The sequence below is a fragment of the Ascidiimonas aurantiaca genome (assembly GCF_037646345.1).
GTDB lineage: Bacteria > Bacteroidota > Bacteroidia > Flavobacteriales > Flavobacteriaceae > Ascidiimonas > Ascidiimonas aurantiaca.
Map to the genome: position 1 here is coordinate 85,579 of NZ_JBBEWR010000010.1, position 19,512 is coordinate 105,090.

The following is a 19,512-nucleotide window of genomic DNA, read 5'->3' on the forward strand; positions in this document are numbered from 1 at the left end:
TTTTCTATGATTTAGCTTTAAATACAAAAATTGCGTTGTAGGGCTTTTTATCCCGTTTTTTCTTATCTATTTCACTATCTTCAGGAATTTCAGGTGTAGTATCCCGGGCTGTGTGCTCAGGTGCCTTATCTTCCAAAATAAGATCCAAACCTATTTCCATATTGCCAATACCCGCCCGGAGATCACTTTCCTCAGAGTTACTGGCATTGAAACTGAGAATCTGATGCTGATTTACCGGTGCGAGAATAGACCAGGGCGTGGTCGTTTTTATTTCTTCACTATCCCTGTACACCCCTAATAAATAGTTGTTGGTACCTTTTTGTACAATATGTTCTATTACCAGTTTTTTTACATTTTTAATGTAGGACAGGTTTTCCATATAACTTACCAGCATGGTAGGAACTACGGTACCTCCTATGCCCCCCACCCCATTTTCCAGTTTTGATATGGGGGAAAGAAAGTTTGAAATATCTGTATTGAGCAGGTTCATATAAAACCCGCCCTGATCTTTGGGTTCCAGGGTAATTATGCATTTCACCAATAAATATTCTACTACCGGATTAACTACCTGAATGTTTACAAAAGGTCCTGTTAAATTCATAAGAAAGGCCTTCATACGTTCTAAAACATCACTGTTATAAAAAAACGGGGCCGTGTGTGACCACTGATTACTGAGAACGATCACTTTTACTTCACCGGGTACCGATCTAAAGTCTTTATTGAGATTAGTACATTTTACTACCCGTACCGAATCGAAGTTTTCAAGAATTAACCTTTCGTAATCCCAAATGGAAATGGCTCTGTCTTTATGTCGTAACCGTTCACTTACCCGGTTATAGAACTGGGTTTCTGTTTCTACTTTTCGTCCGCCGAAAGAAATTGTGGGTTGTTTAACGCTTTTTATATCAGGGTGCTTTCCTTCTAGTTTAACAATACTGCCGGCAGGAATATCACGTCCCGTTATTTCGGGATTATCACTTATACAAACTGTACTTACAGCATTCATATATATACCCCTGATAACCGGATAATACGACGCATTTTTAAAAGCTGAGATGCGTATCCAATAGGTATTATCTTCCTGCTCATCAAACATCTGTTTGGTATAGGGAAGCGTAAGCTCAATGATCCCAGATTTTATAAATCCGTTGGTATCATCAAAAATAATATTTCCGTCTTCAAAAGGCACCCATTGGTTAAGGCGGTAATATTCCCATGAGAGCTTATCTTTTCTGAGAGCGTTAAATACAGTAGCGCTGGAAAGTTCAAAATATACAGAAATAGTGGTACTGGCTGTAACTCCGCTTAACCCAAGAAAAAGATATCCTTCAGCTTCAAAATCGGGCAATAAAGTGTTTTTATACACAATCTGATCTGTGATAACGGGTTCCGGGCCAAACGGTGTAATATGTGAAAAGGTGCCGGTATTCTCTCCGCTTACTGTATTTTTAGAAAGTTCTTCGTTAAAGATCAGGGTATCAGATGCTTCATAATTTAATGAAATCCCACTTACTTTGGGTACAAATGGTTTATTGGGATACGGGATCTGGGTTTTGTTTTTGGCATTGAAAGTGGCAATTTCTGTAAATTCTTTTTGGTACTGGTTATTGCCAAAACCATCTTCCGGTGCAGTAAGGGTAAGTTTAAAAAAACCACTTCGTGAATTCACGGTATATACTAAGGGTTCTTTCAACCTGAAATCCTGTTCACTTACCAACTTACCAAAACTGTCAAGATTAAGGTTACTCGTATTATTTAACTGCTCGCTCTCATAACCCTCGGGAGTAAGAGCTTTATGTGTTTGAAAAAGGGGTGCCTCTAAAGAGGGGTCGTGATTAAGGGGTAGCCAGTACCCATTAGATAATACTGATAAATGTACTTTAAATGAGCTGTTGGTTATATTTCCCGGATATCCATCATAATAGGTGGTAAACCCGCCATAATCTGCGGGTAATGAATCCCAGTTAAAACCAATGGTCATTGTATTGATCTGCTTTTGAAAGAGTTCACTTTTACCTATCATTACATACGACCCCACTTCCGGCAAAGGGCCAAATAGCTCAAAGACTTTTCCCAAAGGCATTTTACCAATTTGGTTATACAGAGATACATCTTTCATACGTTCAACACTTACCCTAATATGTATGGTATCTATAATAACACCCTTCAGGAAAGAATATACAAAAACGGGAGCGTAATCATTAAGTGACACTTTTATAGATGGCCATTGCAATGCACCCGCTGCTTTTTCCGAATATACCAGGGCGGGCGCACCACTGTCAAGTATTACCTGTAAGGTTAATGTATTCAGGGTTTCATCATACAGTATTTCATAGTTTTCAAAAAGGGCCCATCCTTTTTCAGAACTATACGCTATATTGAAAGCATTATTGAAAACGCTGGCAAAAGCGATATCCATACCTACTTTACGATTTTCTTTGATCTCTTTGAGTAATTTCCAAAGTGTATTTTGAGATGATTCTTGTTCCAGGCTGAAAACAATATCTATCTGGCGGTAGCCTTCGCTTAAGATAAGTACAGGAGAACCTATAATAAAACCAAGTGATGCGGCCTCTCCTTCATTTACTCTGGCATTTTTGAGGTACTTATAGTTAGAGCCAAAAAGATACCAGTTACTACGGTCGCTGGAGTCTAACCCATTGGTGACAAGATCTTTTTTAGTTACCGATGATATTAAAGGGAACTCGGTGCCCACTTTAATATAGGGATTGGAATTAAAAGCGAGCGTCTGTAGTTCTGTGATTTTGATTTGATTGGCAACGAGCGGACTTTTTGTTTCAAAAAGGATATCGGTTTTGCTTCCAAATAACTTTCCCGCAGAGAGGCGTGTTCCTTTTTCAATAAGTGCGTAAGGAATTGTAGGAAGCAGATCAAAAGATACAATGGTCTGGGTAGGGGTGCCATTATTAATAGTTTGTTGAAGAATATCTTTGTAATAAAAGTCCAGGTGTCTTCCCGAAAGAGTGTTAATATCTGCCTGTACTTTTTTAAACAGCAAGGCAAAGGCTATATACAACGCGTTATTGGGAAGGTGTTTATCTCTGCCAAAAAAATTCTTCTCCAGATATACTTTTGTAAACTGCTGGATATGAACAATGATACGATGAAACGTGTGAATTGCTTTGCTAATATCTATTGGTTTTCCAGTCGCGAAATTAGGCGGTGGCGGCATAAAACCGCCTACAGTAACGGGGTCTTCAGCTTCAGGCTCTTTTTTAACCACATCTTTTATAGCCGAAAGTTGGGTTTCATACTGGTCCAGATCCCTTTTTACATACATTAGAACATCCGAAAGTATATTCTTGATCTTATAGGCAAGCTTTTTTTCATTCAGGTCGTAGAGTTTTTGGTACCAGAAATTTATTTTACGGTACCACGCGATTAAGACTTTTACAGTGTTTAAATTCTCTGATCGTGATACTTCTGTACTTCTGTGGTTCCTTATAAGTTTATCAAGTTCATTTAACGGTTCATTAATAATGATACACATAAAAATTAAAGGGTCATTCTCTACAAAAACTCTCCAGTTACCTTCTTTCTCATTTTCAAGATTGTAATAATTAATATATTCCAGATAAGATGCAACATAGCCCATAACATCCCAAAAAGTACGTTGATCAATTCTAAACGAACTATCGGTGAGGTCTTTGTTAAACCTGTTATCACGTATGGTACCGTTTCTTCTATGGGTCATTCTTATTCCTGTTCGTGTGACGTGGTTTGTGTTACTTTTTCCTGATACAACTGAGGAATATCGGTTCCCTCTACTTTATAATATGGGAATACCAGATTAAACCTGGTATTGGTGGTTTCTATGGTATAATCAAGCTCAATACGTATAATACCTTCCTGGTAATCTGAATAATCAATTAGTACCTCGTTAAGATCAATACGAGGTTCGTAATTTATAATGGCAGTCCTGACGAGTTCTTTGAGAAAATGTACTTTTGAATTGGATATGGTATCAAACAGATAGCTCTGCAGGTCACAACCATATTCCGGTAGCATGGTACGTTCTCCCAGACTGGTACTTAAAAGTATTTCCAGAGATTGCCTTATATCTTCTTCATTGGCTACCATTATGATACCCCTGTTACCATTATTGCTGAAAGTAGGCGGAAAACTCCAACCCTGTCCCAAAAATGATTTATCTTCATCCATAATCTTAATTTATCATTACCGTTAAACCTTTTACACTCATTTGTCCGTCACTGGAAATAGAACATTGAGTACTTCCGGTAATACTGGCAGACTGATTTCCTGAAACAGATACAGTGGTACCACCGCTTAGCTCTGCAGACTGGTCTGCCGATATAGTTATGGAAGCTCCCTGTATTTTTACTTCATTTGAAGCCTTTAAAGTGAGGGCAGACTGACTTTCAACAACAATCCCACTGTCGTTCATTTGCATTTTATTACTATTCTGGTCTGTAATCGTGATCCCTTTGTCCTCATCACTAAATACCATAGTGTTCCCTCCCGGGGTAAGTATGGTTATCACTTTGTTCTCATCATCAAACTTAATCTGGAGTTTGCTTTGCGTGACTATGGTCTTAATAGTGTTTTTTTCATCGGGAGTTTCAGGTGCAGGGATGGAGCTGCTATACAAACTTCCCAAAATAACCGGGTAACGCGGATCATCATTCATAAAACCAAGAACTACCTCATCATTTACTTCTGGCATGAAAAAAGCACCAATACTGTTCCCTGCATAAAATGTAGATAAGCGGGCCCACACCATTTTACCCTCTGTACCCAGAATGGGAATTTCTACCTGTACCCTGAATTCATTATCAGGATCTTCATAAATTTTTTTAACAATACCGGTCTGCAATCCTTTTACTCCCGGTAATAATCCGGAAGCTATTGGTCCGGAAACGTTTGGACTCTCTGAAAACCATTCGGGTGAAAGCCCAATTCTGGTTTCGGTGATCCATTGCCCATTATCAATGGTATGAATAACTCCTGAAATAAAGGCGTTCCCGTCAAAACGGTTACTAAGCCCAATAAGTTTGATCGTACTGTTTACTTTTGCGAGAGCAGATCCCTGAAAAGTGGCATACCCTTTAAACCGGGAAAGTCGTGACTTAAGCAATGTAGCATCGGCCCATGTTTGAACATCATCCTGTGATAAGGGAACTGATGATCTGAGATTATTGGTTCCTGTACTTAATACTTCTGCCAGTGTATCTCCTGTAATATCTCCCTGTGTATTTACAGACGGGCTTTCTGCACTGGCGGTAATTACACTTTGTGAAGACATATCCCAGGCATTACCGTCAACACCGGAATATTGATAGGTAGCATCCAGTTCACCGTCAAATTCAATAACATCATACCCAAAACGCAATTGCAAAGCAGGGGTATCTGATACGGAAGGTTTTGCTACGGTAAGTTTTCCGCTATCGGTAGTTACGATCATTCCGTTTACTTCGGCTCTGCTTACAATAAAATCCCAATCGGTAGTATAATACTGTACTACTTCTTTATGTTCTACACTGGTAGCTGTTACACTGGGACTTAAACTGTAAGTACCTGCTATTTGCTCTATAATAGCACTGTCTTTACTATCAGTATAAATACCATTTTTCCTGGTTACTGTCATTTTTAATGCCTCATCTTTGCAAATTACCTGAAGCCTCGATCCACTGTGTTCATTTACCCTTATTATTTGTTTTACCACAATTCCTTTAAAAACACTGTCGTCTTTATTGTTATAGCCCAGTTTTATTTCAATTTTAGTACCTGGCTTAAATGTATCTGAGTTGGTAATCTCAAAGTCCTGCTGTGCCGTGCTACCGTCACGAAGTTCTATTTCTGCTTCGGCTATACGGTTTACATGACTCTCTACTCTTATAGACAACACTTCATACGTGCCGGGAATTTCACTACCATTTGACAAAATGGCAAAAGAGACAAGATTGGATCCTTCAACTATGGGAGAGCTTGGCATGAGGGTCTATTTTATAGGTGGCATGTATAGTTTTGTACCTGGTTTAATATTTCTGAAGTTTGGCAGGTTATTAAATTTAGCTACCTGAATGTAATAACTACAATCGCCATATACATCATAGCATATAAGTGGTAATGTATCTCCTTCTTTTACAATGACCATGTGAGTAAGGTCTGGAGATTTATTATTAGCTTCTCTTGCTATGAGATTGGCATCTATAGCCTCCTCAAACTTTACATTGACTTTTGCTCTTAAAGGGGTACCGTCTTTTTTAAAAAGCGTATAGTTTACGTCTAAGGAAGTGAGCTTGCATTTAAAAACCAAAGAGCCCCAGGAAACTATCAGGTAATTGGGTTCGTGAATACTCCCGTTATACACAAAACATACTTTCTTGAATTGGTCTAATTGTGTTTTTACCGGCACTGTATTATTTTCAATTGCTCCGGTGGCATCAAAATAGGCCTCAAATGAAATGGTTTCCGGTGGAATTCCTTTAAACTTAAGCGTAGTTCCCGGTGCACCCTGAGGTATAGAATTATCGTATCGCACCTGGTAATTATGGGTGTACGATGCCGGGTTGATCTTAATGGTACATTTGCTTTTTCCCTTGCCACTATACTTATTATTGGGATAGGCAATTATGGTCATTTTATTTTTTGCCATACTACCGCTCTTTAGTCCTGTTCAACTGTCTTTTTATTTCATTTCTGCATTCCCTGAGAATACTTTGCCGCAAACGGTCAAATTCTTCTTGATCGGATTCTTTTCTTTGAGAATCCTCAATTTTCACTTTAATCAACAGTTCTCTGATCTCAATAGGCATATCTATCGTATTTGAAAATAACTATAGGCAAATTCTAATGTTTCTATAGCGATCTCATTATTCATGGAGTTAAAATCGGAAATGGCCCATTTTACCGGCCACGCATTCACAAAGCTCCATGATTTCAGAGGGCTATTATTCTCATCGAGAAGGCTTACTATAATGTTTTTAGTTTCAATGGTTTCTTCCAGTCCACCTTCTAAGGTATCAATGCACCAGCGGGCGACATCTGAGTTTTTAGGTACAAACCCGCGTTTTAGCACCAAATTAGAATACTTTACAGTGGTGGGAACACGGTGTTTATAGCCGTTGATCCCACCTTCTGTAATTTCTTCTATTCCCATCTCCATCGAAATTCCGGATACTTCCTTGAATGAAGTATCTACCTTTCCTGAAGAACCAGAAAAAGACAATTGAAAATAAAATGAAACGGGTGGATATATAGGATCCATTATTTATTATCCGTTACTAATAGTTAAGCCTTCATGAACGAGTTCTAAGGTTTCTACTGCTACCTCATTGGCATCTGACTTTAAATCGGTGCCGGTGATCTTGGTAGGCCACGCATTTGCGAGTGTCCAGGTCATGGTAGGGCTGCCTTTTTCATCGAGCAACTGGATGGTAACGGTTTCTCTTTTAATGGTATTCATTTTAATGTTGTTATACCATTTCCAGAAATTATTGTCTTTGACAAAAATTCCTTTTTTGAGGGTAACATTACCGGTTTTAGCAATTCCAGGCATTTTAATGGTTGAAAATTGCTTACTGTCTCCATGCCTGTATTCTATGGCCTGAGTTTCGGTTTCTAATCCGGATACTTCCTGAAAAGAAACTGTGCTGTCCTGAGAGCCCAGATTTACTTTGAAATAAAATTTCGGTAAGGGCCAAATATTATCTTGGGTTGAACCGTCTGACATAATTGTAGTTTTTAATTGTTAGAAAATATTTTTTTTATCCTTTTTGCATTTCCTGCTGGAAGGTGATCTCAATGAATTCGGCAGGGTGAGATACGGCTACCTTTACGGCTACCCGCATGATTCCTTCAAGAATGTCCTGTCCTGTCATAGTACTTCCCAAACCTACACTTACTGAAAATGCATCGGTTGCTTTGGGACCAACCAAACCTCCCTGATTCCAGAGCCCGGTTAAAAAGTTACTTATCATACTTTGCACGGCTACCCATGTACTGGCATCGTTGGGTGCAAATACATACGCTTTGGCTGCTTCCTGAACTGATTGTTCAATGTAAATAAGTGTTCTTCTTACATTAATGTATCTCCAGTCATTAGAGTTACCATCCAGTGTACGTGCTCCCCATACCAGATTTCCTCTTCCTGCAAAAGCTCTAATGGCACTTACTGATTTTCCGTCTATAGGAACGTTAAGGTTTTCCTGCATTTCATTATCTATTTTTATGGCGGGTGCAACGGTACTTTGTATGCCTACATTGGCAGGAGCTACCCAGACCCCTTCGTTGTTATCTACGGAAGTGTAGATACCTGCCATGGCGGCACTGGGCGCCATTAGGTTCATATTTGCCATAATAGCTCCGGTAAGAAGCTGATATGATTTACTGAGGTTTTGTAAAATAGTATCTGCTTTTTCAAGAGGAACCTGAGGAGGGTTATTGGTATCTGTACTAAAGGCTGTTATAATTTTAGCCATATTAGGATCTAATACGCCTTTATTGTTAGTAAACTCAATAGTGAGCATCTGGGTTACCTCATTATAAGACTTCTTGTCTATGTTATTATAAGAGATTTCTGATGTTTGATATACAGTGGTATGTAACCAGGGATAATATACGGCTGCATAACTGTTAAACTTAGGATCCAGAGGCTCTACACTGTTTCTAAATTGTTCTATGCTTGTAGTACCTACCAGAGGCTCGGTATATCCTCCGGGAATATCTAAAATGGCTACTCTGCTCATCATTTCTCCACAGTGATTGATCATCTCGTTTTGAAGTGAATAGGCGTTTGCATATTTAGCCTGAAGATAGGTTGCAGAAGAGGGGTCTGCGGTTGGGTCCATGATCTCTACAACATCTGGTATCACCAGCATGGTAGGCTCTGACTCTTTTTTAAGTAATGTGATAGCATTCATGAAGTCAGTGGTATCGGTAATAGCCTTTTTGCTGTAATCGTACCCTCCTATACTCATTATATAACAGGTACCCCCCCCGTTTTCATAGAAAAACTTGATGGCACTGTACAAACGGTAGTTAATGGTAGTGGGCGTATTGTTATACGCATACCCGCCTGTGGAAAAGTCTGCATTGTTTATAATCTTATCAAATACGGCCTGTGCTTCTTTAACGGCTTTTTCCAGATCTGCTGCTTTGGTCGGGTCTTCGTTTTTTGCCAAAGCATCCTGTGCGGCAAGTAACGCTTTGATGTTAGGATCTGCCTGCGCATCGGTAAGTGCTTTGTTTGCAGCATCGTTAGCAGTTTTCGCATCGGCAGCAGCTGTTTTTTGCTCGGGAGTAGCATTGTCTCCTGCTTTTTTCACTACTTCGTTAGCAGCATCTAACGCAGCTTTGGTTGTAGCTACCTCTGCTTCGAGTGCTGTGAGACGATCCGGAAGAATACTGGATGTTATCTCATACTGTACCTGGGGTGCCGTGTTACCAAAAATGGTAAAGAATTCCATTAAGGAAGTCACACGCACCGCTTTGTTCAATAAACTTTTTCCGTTGAATGATGTTTGCCCTGTGTACCCAATAAATGCCGGTACGGCAGTGGGTACGGGAACAACGGAATTCCCAAAGGCATCCAGTTCCTGGATGTAAACTCCGGGGGTTTTCATGGTTGTTGACATAGATTTATGAAATTTGAATTAAACATATATAATAGTTGTTGTTAATAAAGATGTTTTTCCCTCTTCTTCCATTTGAATAAGGTCTTCTGTTTCCGGATTGGGGAGTTTGATCTCCAATCGGTTTTTTCTTTTTGAGAAATCATTGGTATAGGCAATTTCCAATTGAGGAGATTGTCTGGGAGCTTTAAAAAGGGGTAAGGGTTGAGGAGATGTAAACACCTGAGCGTTTTGTCCGCCTACAATAGAACGAGATACAGGGCCGTTAAATACAGTTTTATCGACCCCGGTAACTTTTATATCCTGTACCTGTATCTTTCGCATATCTGAAACCACTACCTGATATTGCCAAAGCACAGAACGCGTCTTAAAATCTAAAGAAAAGGTTTGACTTTCGGGATTAGCTTCCAGCAGAATATCTGTATCCACACACAAAATACCCAAACAATTTTCCGGTAATTCTTGGGTACAGAGCACGGTTTCGTTTAGCTCTCCATCCAGCCATATTTCATAAACCCCTGTTCCAAAAACTTTGAGATCAACGGGGAGTTGTGAAACCCGGGTTCCGTCCCACTTGTTTTGTATAAGTACATCTCCGGATGTGTTTTTAATTTCTACTTCTATTTCCTTTTTAGGAACTAAAACGGTAAAATTCCATGACTTTACAGGTAACACATCTGCTTTTGAAACAAAATCTTCTTTCTGAAGAAATCCTGTGTTATTTTTATTAATACCATTTTGGAAATAAAAAACCTCCTGTTCTCCCAGGGACGGGATCTGGGTATAATTAAAAAAATGGGGATCCTGCATGGTTACCTGAAAGAATACCGATTCCAATCCTTTCAGGGCCTCCATAAGCTCTAAAGTTTTGGAAGGGTCGTACCCCAGATACATAGAGAATACAGCACCGCTTTTTTTAGTTAGAATATTGAAATTTTTTAGCCTGGTACGGGTGCCTGATAATGGTTGAATATCGAGAACCGGACAGATACTATCCGGAAAGTAGGTGTGGGTAATACGGGCTTCAAACCACTTTTGATAACTGATATTCATGACTCATCGTTTTTAGTGGAAGGAGTACCATGCGTGCCTGAAACTCCCGGTAGTTCTTTTGTGATCATTCCTTCATAGATGGCGATCATACGTACTTTATAAAGAATGGAAGGCACATATTTTGCCCCAATACCATTCCAGATATGACTGAGTTCATTAATGGGTAAATTGAATATTTCAAATGTGAGTTTCTCAAGAGGTGGTTCCATTTCAGGATTCTTCTGTCTTGTGAAATAGGTATTGGCCTGAAATACACCAATTACTGATGATAACATTTTAAGGGCCTCCAGGTAATTACCGGAATCGTAGTTCGCAGCAATAAGTAAGTAGAGATTCAGGTAAACGGGGGGAGCGGTCTTTCCAAAATTATCATTGCTACCACCCATATAATTATTGAGTGATTTGACTGTGGTTTCATGCTCCAGATTGATCAGGGAAATAATGATCTTGTTCTCTATATTATCGGTTACTGTGCCATCGGGATTAATAAGGCTACTCACGAGTACCCTGTCCTCATCAATACCGAAGGCTAACTTAATTTGCCTGTTTAGGAATCCGGATATAAAAGTAAGTGCCTGTGCTATCATACTATTTAGCTTTTTTTTGCGGTTATGGTTAACATGGCATTTACCACCAAACGGGTAAAATAAATACCTGCGGCTGCTACCGCATAGCACCCTACAAAAAGTGATATCTTGCCATTAAGCAATTCTGTTATCACTTTTTTATCTTCGTCACTGGCAAATGTTTTAAACACATACTCCATAATAAGAGCAAGGGGTACTGCAAAAAGCAGTACAAACAATATCCAGAGAAATTCTTTGGCAAAAAACTTCTTGACTACGGCTAAAAGCTTTTGCAATTTGCTCATATCGCCTGCCAGTGCTGCCTTTTCTTTAGCCAGTGAGGTACTCATGGTTGATTGCTTTTTATTTGTTGTAAAATCTTATTTATTACATATACAGCCACCCCTCCGCCAATAAAGGCGAGAATGGCTATTACAAGATGGTCATCAAGAATGTGTGTCCAACGAAGAATAACAATTAGCAAAATGAGCACTACAGCGGTATAATAAATGGTCATGGCGGTATTACTAAAAAAATACACACGGGTATCGGGCGAGAACATCCCTATCACAAAGCCAATACCTCCAAAGAAAACAGCCAGTACCATTACATACAGTAAAATGGTTTTGTAATTGGTAATTTGTTGTAGAAGGGCTTCTATTCGGTTTAATTCTTCTGTAAGTTGGTCAGGTTTTTCTTCTCCGCCTCCAGACGCTTCCTGACCGCCGGATGTACCTCCTCCGGTTTCACTACCGGAACCTCCTGAGCTCTGTGAACCACCACCGCTATGTTCACCTGGGTCTCCTCCTCCGCCTGAACCTGAATCTCCGCCGGAAGAACTACTCCCTCCTGATGAACCACTTCCTGTGTTAACACCCTGTCCCGCTTTACCGGGAACGGTACTTGTTGACGTATTGGTGAGCTCGGTAGCTATTACCTGCCATAAATCATTATAGCCTTTATCATAGCCTAAGGCCCATATACCCATACCTGCAAGTTTTTTAGACTTCAAATAATTGAGCTTTATACCCAGGGTAGAATCATTATCAAACCAACATTGTCTAAAGGAAGAGCTGCCATCCTTCACAGTGTACACAATCCAGGCACTCTGACTTACAGAATCATATTGAACGGGCATTCCGTCCAGAGAACTCCTTATATAGTCATATGTTCTGGAACCTAAACTTTTTACTACTTTGGCAGATCTATTACCACTTTCGGTGTCCCAAAGGTTTCCGTAAAACGGGAGTGCCAGCACCATTTTGGAGGATGGCACCTGGTTTGCGAGATAATAATCAACTGAAGTAGATATGTTAAAAGGTTCCCACGTTTTGCCACTGTTTAACGGATCCACCGGGCCTGCTACTTTACTGGTAGGCCCATAATAATTATAACCCATTACTACAAAACGATCTACCACGGGAATGAGTGTTTCAAAATCTATGGATTTTTCCCAGTCCACACTGGGAACCGACACATACAGTAAATTGTCTTTATTTACTTTTTTAAGTTCCTGCGACAACAAAAGTAGGAACCGGGCATATCGTTGTTTGTCTTCTTTATCAACGCCTTCAAAATCTACACAAACACCATTTCCATTTCGTTTTTGTACCAGACTTACTAAATTTTCTACCAGTCGTGAAACCGATTTTTGGTCTCGTAGCAAGCGGCGATTATCTGATTTTCCAAAATTGGTTACTGTTAACAATACTTTTTTACCTCGGGCCTGGAGTGAATCTATTAACGGTGTAGTTTCCCAATCATGTACAGATTTTGGTTTACCATTACGGGGGTTTACCTCATATGAAAAATAGGCTACTGTGGTTATAAGAGAATAATTGAGTGTTTTATAAAGATCTTTTTCCCAATAAGGATACCAACCAAATACTTCATATTTGAGATCAAAAATGGAATCAGGTTCAAATGATTTTACTTCCAGCCCCTTCGTTTCATGTAAAACTACGTATGGATAATTATCTTTTTTACGTTCAAGTTTATGCTGTTCATGAATATATTGCCTCGCCAGTTTTACTGAATCATCGTGGTGAAAGAAGTTTTTAAAGGATAAGGTTTTTTCAATTTTTTTGAGGTCTGCTTTAAATTTCCCGGCTTTTGCAAGTTCCTTAGTAGCCTGTTTTTTTTCTGTTTCTGCTTTTGTGGAAGTAGTATCCTGACCAAACGCCGTATTCCCATACGGGTTACAAAAACAAAACATGAAAACCATAGAAAGTATTATTGGTTTTAAGCTCTTCATAGTTGGTTATTAACAAAAAACAGCCGTATTTTAAAAAAAACACTTGCTTTTACAGGGGCCTGAATCACCTTAAAAAAAAAGGTAAGCATGGCTAATATACATAAAATACTTACTTCTAAACAAATACTTAAAACACAAAAAATACAATAAAATACAATGAAAATTGTAAGTTAAATATTTTTAAACTTACAACTCCTTTAGTATTAACGTTTAAAATGAGGTACTTCAAAAATAGAATAAGAGTTTTGAAAATATAAGCGTAGAAACATTTGCTTTTAAAAACAGGTATTTATACCTGTATGTTGATATTGGTATAAATACGGTTCTATAAAGCAGAAAAGAGTTATTTATCTGGGAGGCGTACCCTTATTTACTCGCAAATTACGGTTTGGACATCAAAAAGTGTAGGTACTTCACCAGACCAGTTAAACTTTTCACCTACTGCTTCCAATAACGCTTCTGCCCCGCTGTGTTCGCCATGAACGGTGTAAATGACTTCAGGACGATTTTTGATAGCTGAGAGCCACCATAAGAGCTCATCTTTATCAGCGTGAGCCGATAATGAATGTACCTGTACTATACGGGCATTAACGGGATAATCTTTACCAAAAAAGCGTAACGTTTCAGCACCTTCCTGTAATTTCCTGCCTCGGGTACCTTCTGCCTGAAATCCTGCCAAAAGTACTGTTGTAGATTCTTCATCAATGAGTTGTTTAAGGTAGGTAAGTACTCTTCCGCCGGTTATCATACCACTTCCTGCTATGATAACTTTAGGTTGCGGGTTGTCTATTATTTCCCAGGTTTCCCGATATGACGTTACTAAAGTCATTCGATTCATCATTGCCCGGCATTCGTTGTCGGAGAGTTGATGCCAGTTCATATAGGCCCTGAACACATCTAATACTTCCATTCCCATAGGACTGTCTATAATTACGGGAATGTTAGGAATACGATTTTTTTCATAGAGTTTCCAAAAAGTATAAATTAGACGCTGTGCCCTTTCTACTGCAAAACTGGGAATAATAAGGTTACCTCTTTTGTAAATAGCATCCATAACCAGTTCTGTAAGTATGGTGTCCAGATCTTCTTCGGGATGCAAGCGGTCTCCATAGGTACTTTCTATAAAAAGAAAATCGGCTTTTTCAGGTCTTTCCGGGGGAAACAGCAAGGGGTCTTTTATGCGTCCTATATCTCCTGAAAAAACAAATCTTTTTCCATAAATATCCAGCTCTATAAAGGTGGCTCCCAGAATATGCCCGTTGTACCGAAAGCGGCATTTTACATTTTCTGAAAGATAGATCCAGGTGCTTTTAGGTTCGGGTTGCATAAATGCCAGGGTCTCTTCCACATCTTCCTGGGTATATAAAGGAAGTGCAGGGTCATGCTTACTGTACCCTTCTTCATTGGCACGTTCTGCTTCTTCTTCCTGTATTTTGGCACTGTCTGCCAATATGATTCTGGTAATGGCCAAAGTGGGCAAAGTACCCATTATTTTACCTTGAAACCCTTCTTTTACAAGCCTGGGCAGGTATCCTACATGATCTAAATGGCCATGCGTAAGCAATATTATATCAATTTTACCGGCCTCATACGGAAAAGGCTGCCAGTTTAATTGTCGTAATTCTTTTAGCCCCTGAAAAAGGCCACAATCTACCATAATGGTAAGTTCGGGCGTTTCTAGCAGAAATTTAGAGCCCGTTACGGTACCGGAAGCACCTAGAAAATGTATTTTTACGGGAGTACTCATTTAAGCATTTTCGCAAAGTGCCTTTGCTTCATTTATGATTCGATTTTTTCGTTTTTCAGAAATTCCCAGATAATCCATAAAAAAAGATTGTTCTACCAGTTCTCTGCAAAGCACTACGCCCCTGTCAAGTAAAAACTGTTTTTCTCTCTTACTTAATAAAACAGAAGAGGTAATGGGATGTAACCCTAAACGATCAATACGTTCTTTTAAACTATTTTGTTTGGGATGATCCCAACTCAACAGATAAAGTCCGGCACATTTACCGTACTCAAGTGCCTGTGAAGTAAACCGGGTATTGGTGGCTACCCACGCATCTGTAAGAGGTGAATGCGAAGAGGGCGTATTCCATTTTTTTTGAATATCACTAAACCTGCTAACTATGTATAGCGGTATTTTTACGTCACATTTTCTGCCGGCATCTGCATGAAACTTACACTCCACCATCATGAAAGATCCATTTTTTCCGGCAATTACATCTACTTCATGTTTCACACATTCCCCCTGTACAATTTCGCCTATCTGGATACTGTATCCGGAATATTTTAATACGGCCCCTACAAAGCGTTCGAAAGGAAAACCGGTAGGCCCCAATTCATAAATAGCTTTTTTTAGTTTGTACTTTGACGCAAAAAGGGAATGCTTTTTCTTGAGAAGGGCAAAGGCTCTATTGTAGATCTCTTTGGTTGAAATTCCCGGATATAACTCTTCGGTAACCAATTGAATAATTTCGTCTATATCGACCTCTCTGGCTCCGCTCTTTTTTAAAGAAGAACGAAGCTTCCCGACAGAGAACAAGGTTCTCTCTCCGGAAGCTTTGATTATTTCGATACCTTTTTCATTCATGTACCTACAAGCAATTAACGTGTCTAACCAAAATACGTTCGTATCATGGCTTTCATCTGGTTTTCGGTCATACTGTCTGACCGTTGTACCAGTGTGACCTTCTCTCCTATTGCTTTAAAATTTGATTTGAGTTCTTCGTCAAATTTAAGACGGGTATCCGCAGGTCCATAAATTGCAATCTCGTCAGTATCTTTTAAATGAGATGCTATTTCTTTGAAATAATTTTTAAGCTGATGCTTTTCCCGTTCGGTAAATTTGCTGTCCTGTACCACATCCTGAGGACCCCATCGGGTTTTAGATCTCGCACCTCCTACAGCTTTATAATTCTCAACTTCTGAGAAAATAGTGTGCAAATGCTCCTCATTTTCTGTTATAGTAAATAAAAAGGCTTTTTCTCTATCTATCCAGATACCTGTTTTTTTCATGTTATATCTATTTAATTAAATGATTAAGAACGGTGCATTACCAGAAGTGGTACACGAGTATGGTACCCCACACCTTTAATGACCGGTTTTTTGAAAATTGAACTAAGGAATCCCTGTTTTTTATGCACCATAGCAATCATGTCAATATCCCTGCTTTCCACAAAACATCGAATGGCTGTTTCCGGCTCTATATTGGTAAGTGTATGACTGGAAGTTGAAATATCTTTTAACCCTTCTAACAGTGCTTTTTTATTAGACAACTGTTCTGAAGTCAGCTCGTCATGTTGCGACACATGCATTACGCGCACTACACATCCAAGTTTGGAAGCCAGTTGAAGAAAAACATCGAGTTCTTTGGATTTAAAAGGAAACTTAAGCGATGTTGGGAACACAATTTCTCTGGGAAGTTTGATCTCTGCGGTTTCGGGAACTGCCAGCACGGGACAACCTTCAAGGTTTTCCATCACACTCACAGCATTGCTGCCAAACCATACTTCTTTGGCGCCAGTGGCGCCTTTGGTTCCCATGATCACCATATAGATGTCTTTTTGTACAATAATATCTTTGATAGCTTCGGTTAGAAAATTGTACGTTGAAACCGTCTCAAAAGAATGATTTTCGTTTCTTTTATCAGCTTCCAGCTCCTCTGTAAGCTCTTTGAGCGCTTCAAGTGATTCATTATACGCTTTGTCAAATGCAGGGTTACCCGCTTCAAGCACCATTAGGTTTGAAGTGGTATAACTATCGGCCCCAAAAGTGTTTAACAAAATAAATACGCAAGGTTCATCACGAAACAACTGTGTGGCATATTCCACAGCTCTTTTTGCATTTGTTGAAAAATCGGTTGGCACTAAAATTTGTTTCATACTATTTTTTTTAATGTACTTCTGGCATTACCAGAAAAGGTTTACCCGCTTTAAAAGCTACTCTTTTAATTACTCTTTCGTTTAAAAGCTTCTCTAGGAAACTGTGTTGGTTATTCACCATTGCAAGCATACCTATAGATGTATTTTGAGAATACTCATTAATGATCTCTGCTATACTACTTTTGTGCTGATTAATTTCTTCTTCGGCTATGGTAAGGCCTGAAAGTAGCTTTTTAAGTTCTTCTTTATTGTTGTGTTGCTCTTCAGTAAAAGTGGAGTCTTCCTGAATATGAAGAACCCGTACGGTTGAACTCCACAATGATGCTAATTCTTTAAGTGGTTTTATTTCCTGTTCTTCAAATACGCGTTTATAATCTGTTGGGAAAAGGATCTGCTCGGGGATATCATAAGAATAGTCTCCCGGTACAGCAATTACAGGGCAAAAGTCTATGTTTTTTATTATACTTACTGTACTGCTCCCCATAAAGATCTCTTTTGCCGCTGTAGAGCCTTTGGTTCCCATAAAAATATAAGAAATGTTTTTGGAAATAGCAGTTTTACCTACGGCATTCACTAGAGAATCTGAAACCAGTACACTCTTAATAGTGTGTTTGGCATTGTTGTGTGAGTCCTGAATGCGCTTCATAAAATCTTCCATTTCATATTCAGCACTGCGCCTTAAAGCATCGTGAAGACGGGTACCTCTTGCGCGGTTTATACGGCTACTCAATTCTGAAGGGCTCGCCTGATAAGAATTAAGTATATAAAAAGTGCTTTCTTCATTTTCAAAAAGGTACAGGGCATATTTTACCGCATTCCAGGAATCTGAAGAAAAATCAACAGGTAAAAGTATATGTTTCATTTGTTGTTTTTTTAAGTCAAAGATACGATTAATGCGAGGTATCACGCATTACCAGAAAAGGGATATCGATATGAAACCCAATATCATCTACATTTTGACGCAGAAGTAAACGTTCAAAAAATGAGTGCTTGCGATTCATCATGGCCAGCATATCAAATTTGTTGATCTCAAGATATTCATAAATAGCTTTAGGCATTACCTGCCCTTCAAGTTCTTTGAAAGTATGCTCAATCCCTTGCATACATTCTTCTATGAACTCTCTGTTTTTTTCCTGTTTTTCTGATATGTCCCCTTCTTCCAGAACGTGCAGCACTGTAATAGATGCATTGAAATTCTTTGCTATTTCACAAACGGCTTTAAGCTCACGACGTTTGTACATAGTAAGATAATCTGAAGGAAAAAGAATTTTTTCTACAGGAGTAAAATGACAATTTTCAGGAATAGCCAGTACCGGAACTGTTGCTTTTCGCAATACAAAAACGGTATTGCTTCCTAAAAATATTTCTTTGGCACCGGTAGCTCCCTGGGTACCCATAACTACCATATCGATATCTTCACGCTCTACTACTTCTTTTATTTCATCACTTAAAATATTAAAAGCAGAAAGGGTTTCGTAAGTGTGTTTGGGGTTAGGGTAGTTTTCTTTGGCTTTCACTACGGTATTCTCCAAACCGGAGAGGGACACCTCTATCATAGGATCCGGAAGTCCGCTAAAAGCAGGCCCTCCCATCATATAATCCATACGATAAAAGGCAGGCACATACGTATGCAAAAAGTAAAAGGTACAATCCTCATCTTTAAACAATTGTAAAGCATACGCTATTGCATTCCAGGCATTATTTGAAAAATCAGTTGGTAATACTATTCTTTTCATTACGGCAAATTTTAACTCTCAACAAATCTAATTACCGCTTTTTGGCCATACCATGATATTTGTCAGCATACAGCAAGGATTCATATTTGTCTTTGTTATACTATCTCAAAACTTTAATGATGTTTTAACAGTGTAAGCTTTTAATATTTAGTATTTTGTAATAAAAAAACAAATGAAAGGACTTTCCGTTTTTTTCTGGGTTTTTCTGGCCACTTTTCTATTGATACTGGTAACTGTTATGGCCTCAATGGATTTTTCATTCGGCTGGGTATTTTATGTAATGCTTGCCGGCCAGGGGGTAACATTGATAATGGTTTATAAGGTATTAACCGATCGTTACTCTACGCAAAAAACGTTTAAAGATTTTTATGAAGATCACCCTATTGGAAACAATCCGGAATACTAACT

The 19,512-nt window shown here is 39.0% G+C and carries 19 protein-coding genes; 1 reads left to right on the top strand and 18 read right to left on the bottom strand.

Going from position 1 to position 19,512, the window contains the following annotated elements; genetic code table 11:
- Nucleotides 1-4: 4 nt before the first annotated feature.
- The 18 genes from WAO84_RS11300 to WAO84_RS11385 form a co-directional block, all read right to left on the bottom strand.
- The gene (locus WAO84_RS11300; RefSeq protein ID WP_340065863.1) at nt 5-3,715 is read right to left on the bottom strand and encodes a baseplate J/gp47 family protein; all 3,711 of its coding nucleotides are present in this window, start codon (nt 3,713-3,715) and stop codon (nt 5-7) included.
- A 2-nt stretch (nt 3,716-3,717) separates the two neighbouring features.
- Nucleotides 3,718-4,182 (bottom strand): GPW/gp25 family protein, encoded by a 465-nt coding sequence (locus tag WAO84_RS11305; protein ID WP_340065865.1) that lies wholly within the window; start codon nt 4,180-4,182, stop codon nt 3,718-3,720.
- Nucleotides 4,183-4,186: 4 nt separating this feature from the next.
- Entirely contained in the window at nt 4,187-5,974 is a 1,788-nt protein-coding gene (vgrG, locus tag WAO84_RS11310) for a type VI secretion system tip protein VgrG (RefSeq protein WP_340065866.1), read from the bottom strand.
- A 6-nt stretch (nt 5,975-5,980) separates the two neighbouring features.
- Nucleotides 5,981-6,637 (bottom strand): CIS tube protein, encoded by a 657-nt coding sequence (locus WAO84_RS11315; protein WP_340065868.1) that lies wholly within the window; start codon nt 6,635-6,637, stop codon nt 5,981-5,983.
- A 1-nt stretch (nt 6,638) separates the two neighbouring features.
- The gene (locus tag WAO84_RS11320) at nt 6,639-6,797 is read right to left on the bottom strand and encodes a DUF5908 family protein (RefSeq protein WP_340065870.1); all 159 of its coding nucleotides are present in this window, start codon (nt 6,795-6,797) and stop codon (nt 6,639-6,641) included.
- Between the two features lie 2 nt (nt 6,798-6,799).
- Nucleotides 6,800-7,249, bottom strand: a complete 450-nt coding sequence (locus tag WAO84_RS11325) for a phage tail protein (RefSeq protein WP_340065872.1) — start codon at nt 7,247-7,249, stop codon at nt 6,800-6,802.
- Nucleotides 7,250-7,255: 6 nt separating this feature from the next.
- Nucleotides 7,256-7,714: a phage tail protein gene (locus WAO84_RS11330; RefSeq protein WP_340065874.1), complete on the bottom strand. Its 459-nt coding sequence runs from the start codon at nt 7,712-7,714 to the stop codon at nt 7,256-7,258.
- Between the two features lie 34 nt (nt 7,715-7,748).
- Nucleotides 7,749-9,617 carry a phage tail sheath family protein gene (locus WAO84_RS11335; RefSeq protein WP_340065876.1) on the bottom strand — a complete coding sequence of 623 codons (1,869 nt, stop codon included), beginning with the start codon at nt 9,615-9,617 and terminating at the stop codon, nt 7,749-7,751.
- An 18-nt stretch (nt 9,618-9,635) separates the two neighbouring features.
- A complete protein-coding gene (locus WAO84_RS11340; protein WP_340065877.1) occupies nt 9,636-10,667 on the bottom strand; it encodes a hypothetical protein in 1,032 nt (343 codons plus the stop codon).
- Nucleotides 10,664-11,254: a Pvc16 family protein gene (locus WAO84_RS11345; RefSeq protein WP_340065878.1), complete on the bottom strand. Its 591-nt coding sequence runs from the start codon at nt 11,252-11,254 to the stop codon at nt 10,664-10,666. The genes WAO84_RS11340 and WAO84_RS11345 overlap by 4 nt, the downstream gene beginning before the upstream one ends.
- Nucleotides 11,255-11,259: 5 nt before the next feature.
- A complete protein-coding gene (locus tag WAO84_RS11350; protein ID WP_340065880.1) occupies nt 11,260-11,583 on the bottom strand; it encodes a hypothetical protein in 324 nt (107 codons plus the stop codon).
- Nucleotides 11,580-13,487 carry a glycosyl hydrolase family 18 protein gene (locus WAO84_RS11355; RefSeq protein ID WP_340065881.1) on the bottom strand — a complete coding sequence of 636 codons (1,908 nt, stop codon included), beginning with the start codon at nt 13,485-13,487 and terminating at the stop codon, nt 11,580-11,582. Before WAO84_RS11355 ends, WAO84_RS11350 begins: the two co-directional genes overlap by 4 nt.
- A gap of 370 nt (nt 13,488-13,857) precedes the next feature.
- Nucleotides 13,858-15,234, bottom strand: a complete 1,377-nt coding sequence (locus tag WAO84_RS11360; protein ID WP_340065882.1) for an MBL fold metallo-hydrolase RNA specificity domain-containing protein — start codon at nt 15,232-15,234, stop codon at nt 13,858-13,860.
- The gene (locus WAO84_RS11365) at nt 15,235-16,077 is read right to left on the bottom strand and encodes an ATPase (protein ID WP_340065883.1); all 843 of its coding nucleotides are present in this window, start codon (nt 16,075-16,077) and stop codon (nt 15,235-15,237) included. It abuts the gene before it with no gap.
- A gap of 23 nt (nt 16,078-16,100) precedes the next feature.
- Nucleotides 16,101-16,502 (bottom strand): hypothetical protein, encoded by a 402-nt coding sequence (locus WAO84_RS11370; protein ID WP_340065885.1) that lies wholly within the window; start codon nt 16,500-16,502, stop codon nt 16,101-16,103.
- A gap of 23 nt (nt 16,503-16,525) precedes the next feature.
- Nucleotides 16,526-17,368 (bottom strand): universal stress protein, encoded by an 843-nt coding sequence (locus tag WAO84_RS11375; protein WP_340065886.1) that lies wholly within the window; start codon nt 17,366-17,368, stop codon nt 16,526-16,528.
- A gap of 10 nt (nt 17,369-17,378) precedes the next feature.
- On the bottom strand, nt 17,379-18,230 hold the full coding sequence (locus WAO84_RS11380) for a universal stress protein (protein WP_340065888.1): 852 nt from the start codon (nt 18,228-18,230) through the stop codon (nt 17,379-17,381).
- Nucleotides 18,231-18,258: 28 nt separating this feature from the next.
- A complete protein-coding gene (locus tag WAO84_RS11385; RefSeq protein ID WP_340065889.1) occupies nt 18,259-19,104 on the bottom strand; it encodes a universal stress protein in 846 nt (281 codons plus the stop codon).
- 172 nt (nt 19,105-19,276) lie between these two features.
- On the opposite strand from WAO84_RS11385, the gene WAO84_RS11390 reads away from it, so the two are divergent.
- A complete protein-coding gene (locus WAO84_RS11390; RefSeq protein WP_340065891.1) occupies nt 19,277-19,510 on the top strand; it encodes a hypothetical protein in 234 nt (77 codons plus the stop codon).
- Nucleotides 19,511-19,512 lie beyond the last annotated feature (2 nt).

Coding starts and splice junctions, on each gene's coding strand:
- WAO84_RS11300 (WP_340065863.1), bottom strand. CDS start 3,715: ATGACCCATAGAAGAAACGGTACCATACGTGATAACAGGTTTAACAAA.
- WAO84_RS11305 (WP_340065865.1), bottom strand. CDS start 4,182: ATGGATGAAGATAAATCATTTTTGGGACAGGGTTGGAGTTTTCCGCCT.
- vgrG (WP_340065866.1), bottom strand. CDS start 5,974: ATGCCAAGCTCTCCCATAGTTGAAGGATCCAATCTTGTCTCTTTTGCC.
- WAO84_RS11315 (WP_340065868.1), bottom strand. CDS start 6,637: ATGGCAAAAAATAAAATGACCATAATTGCCTATCCCAATAATAAGTAT.
- WAO84_RS11320 (WP_340065870.1), bottom strand. CDS start 6,797: ATGCCTATTGAGATCAGAGAACTGTTGATTAAAGTGAAAATTGAGGAT.
- WAO84_RS11325 (WP_340065872.1), bottom strand. CDS start 7,249: ATGGATCCTATATATCCACCCGTTTCATTTTATTTTCAATTGTCTTTT.
- WAO84_RS11330 (WP_340065874.1), bottom strand. CDS start 7,714: ATGTCAGACGGTTCAACCCAAGATAATATTTGGCCCTTACCGAAATTT.
- WAO84_RS11335 (WP_340065876.1), bottom strand. CDS start 9,617: ATGTCAACAACCATGAAAACCCCCGGAGTTTACATCCAGGAACTGGAT.
- WAO84_RS11340 (WP_340065877.1), bottom strand. CDS start 10,667: ATGAATATCAGTTATCAAAAGTGGTTTGAAGCCCGTATTACCCACACC.
- WAO84_RS11345 (WP_340065878.1), bottom strand. CDS start 11,254: ATGATAGCACAGGCACTTACTTTTATATCCGGATTCCTAAACAGGCAA.
- WAO84_RS11350 (WP_340065880.1), bottom strand. CDS start 11,583: ATGAGTACCTCACTGGCTAAAGAAAAGGCAGCACTGGCAGGCGATATG.
- WAO84_RS11355 (WP_340065881.1), bottom strand. CDS start 13,487: ATGAAGAGCTTAAAACCAATAATACTTTCTATGGTTTTCATGTTTTGT.
- WAO84_RS11360 (WP_340065882.1), bottom strand. CDS start 15,234: ATGAGTACTCCCGTAAAAATACATTTTCTAGGTGCTTCCGGTACCGTA.
- WAO84_RS11365 (WP_340065883.1), bottom strand. CDS start 16,077: ATGAATGAAAAAGGTATCGAAATAATCAAAGCTTCCGGAGAGAGAACC.
- WAO84_RS11370 (WP_340065885.1), bottom strand. CDS start 16,502: ATGAAAAAAACAGGTATCTGGATAGATAGAGAAAAAGCCTTTTTATTT.
- WAO84_RS11375 (WP_340065886.1), bottom strand. CDS start 17,368: ATGAAACAAATTTTAGTGCCAACCGATTTTTCAACAAATGCAAAAAGA.
- WAO84_RS11380 (WP_340065888.1), bottom strand. CDS start 18,230: ATGAAACATATACTTTTACCTGTTGATTTTTCTTCAGATTCCTGGAAT.
- WAO84_RS11385 (WP_340065889.1), bottom strand. CDS start 19,104: ATGAAAAGAATAGTATTACCAACTGATTTTTCAAATAATGCCTGGAAT.
- WAO84_RS11390 (WP_340065891.1), top strand. CDS start 19,277: ATGAAAGGACTTTCCGTTTTTTTCTGGGTTTTTCTGGCCACTTTTCTA.